Origin of the sequence: Acetobacter sp., from assembly GCF_047721705.1 — a bacterium.
GTDB lineage: Bacteria > Pseudomonadota > Alphaproteobacteria > Acetobacterales > Acetobacteraceae > Acetobacter.
This window is the reverse complement of sequence record NZ_JBDNXK010000184.1, coordinates 1-1,733: the sequence shown is the minus strand read 5'-3', so window position 1 is coordinate 1,733 and position 1,733 is coordinate 1. Positions and strand designations below refer to the sequence as shown.

The following is a 1,733-nucleotide window of genomic DNA, read 5'->3' as shown; positions in this document are numbered from 1 at the left end:
TCGGCAGGATCCACGAACACCACGTCATCCGGGGCGCGTCGCGGCGTGTCGATAGCCAGAAAAACAACTGGATGGCTCAGAATGCGGGGTACGGCATGCACCGCTCGACGGGGGAACACCAGAAGATGGCCTGGTGCAAACGGCGCCTCCTCCTTGGGATCATCAATCCAGAATGTGCCTGTCCCGGAGAGGACATGAAGCACTTCATCGCACTGGGTATGATAATGCGGTGGCACGCCCCGATAGATCCGGAAGACCCGGATACTGGCTTCCGGTTTGTCGGTCAGATAGGTGTCCAGCAGCATCGTGTCCGCCGTTTCAGGGAACGCCGCCGCAATTTTATTGAGATCGAAGCGACCTCCCGTCCGGTTCAGGGTCGTAAGATGCTCTTCGTCATTCATGAGGTCACTCCTCTCAAGAGCTTTGACTGTTTTCGTCATGGCTCTCTCCGTTCAGGCAGGAAAACTTTCGAGCACGATTTTCCCTTTGGCCTGACCGCTCTCGATCAGAGCGTGAGCCTCTCGCAGATTGGCGGCGGTGATCGCGCCAAGATTTTTGCCGAGTGTCGTACGGAGACGACCTTCGTCTATAAGGCGCGACACGTCGTTCAGGAGTTTCCCCTGTGCGCTGATGTCTGCCGTTCCGAACAGTGAGCGGGTGAACATCAGCTCCCAGTGCAGGGACAGGCTTTTGCGCTTGAGGGGTACAGCATTGAGTTCAGCTGGATCATCAATCAGGCCGAAATGTCCCTGAGGGGCCAGAAGTTCGACGATCTCTGCCAGGTGTCGATCTGTCTGCGTCGTTGAAAAAACAAAATCGGGGGCACCCGTAGGAAGGGCAGCAACCTGTGCGACCAGAGGCTTGCTGTGATCAATCACGTAATCTGCCCCGAGAGATGTAACCCAGTCCTGCGTTTCGAGGCGCGAAGCCGTGGCAATGACCGTGATATCAGTCAGAACCTTGGCCAGCTGGATCGCCATGGAACTGACCCCGCCTGCGCCCCCGATGATCAGAATGGAGGACGTCGTTCCCGGGACAGACCGACGAATGTCCAGACGATCGAAAAGCATTTCCCAGGCCGTGATTGCGGTCAGCGGTAAGGCGGCGGTTTCGGCCCAGTTCAGAGAGCGGGGTTTGCGACCGACAATCCGTTCATCGACCAGATGAAACTCAGCGTTGGTCCCCGGGCGATTGATTGCGCCCGCATAAAAGACCTCATCGCCGACAGAAAAATTCGTGACGTCCGGTCCGGTGCCGACGACAACGCCTGCGGCATCCCAGCCCAGGACACGCCACTGACCCGCCTCCGGTGTTGCGCTACGGCGAACTTTGGTATCAACCGGATTGACCGACACGGCCCTGATTTCCACCAGAAGATCCCGACCCGAAGGAACAGGTTTCGGTAGATCAATATCCTGGAGAAACGCCGGGTTTTCGATGGGAAGCGGCGTCTGATAACCGATGGCCCGCATGATGTCTGCTCCTCTGTTGAATGAGGAGAAGAGTGAGCACTATGCTGTTTTCAGACAAGAACGCACTTTTAACGCCCATAGTGTTGGAAATGATACCGTTATGACCCGCATCCGCCATCAGTCGCTTGATTGCAGCCCCGGCTGCGCTGTTGAAGCAACGCTTCAACTCATCGACGGAAAATGGAAAGGCGTGATCCTCTATCACCTGCTTCAGGGGACATTACGCTTCAACGCCATCCGCAAGCGCCTGCCCAATATCAC

3 protein-coding genes are annotated in these 1,733 nt (G+C 56.7%); 1 reads left to right on the top strand and 2 read right to left on the bottom strand.

Annotation, left to right across the window (positions count from 1 at the left end):
• Both ABF824_RS16340 and ABF824_RS16335 read right to left on the bottom strand, forming a co-directional pair.
• Positions 1–401: cupin domain-containing protein (locus ABF824_RS16340; RefSeq protein ID WP_415490004.1), on the bottom strand; the 401-nt coding region annotated here is incomplete at its 3' end.
• 51 nt (positions 402–452) lie between these two features.
• Entirely contained in the window at positions 453–1,472 is a 1,020-nt protein-coding gene (locus ABF824_RS16335; protein WP_415490002.1) for a zinc-binding alcohol dehydrogenase family protein, read from the bottom strand.
• A 100-nt stretch (positions 1,473–1,572) separates the two neighbouring features.
• Between ABF824_RS16335 and ABF824_RS16330 the strand changes: the two genes are divergently transcribed.
• The coding region (locus tag ABF824_RS16330) for a winged helix-turn-helix transcriptional regulator (RefSeq protein WP_415490003.1) at positions 1,573–1,733 on the top strand (161 nt) is incomplete at its 3' end.

Coding starts and splice junctions, on each gene's coding strand:
- ABF824_RS16335 (WP_415490002.1), bottom strand. CDS start 1,472: ATGCGGGCCATCGGTTATCAGACGCCGCTTCCCATCGAAAACCCGGCG.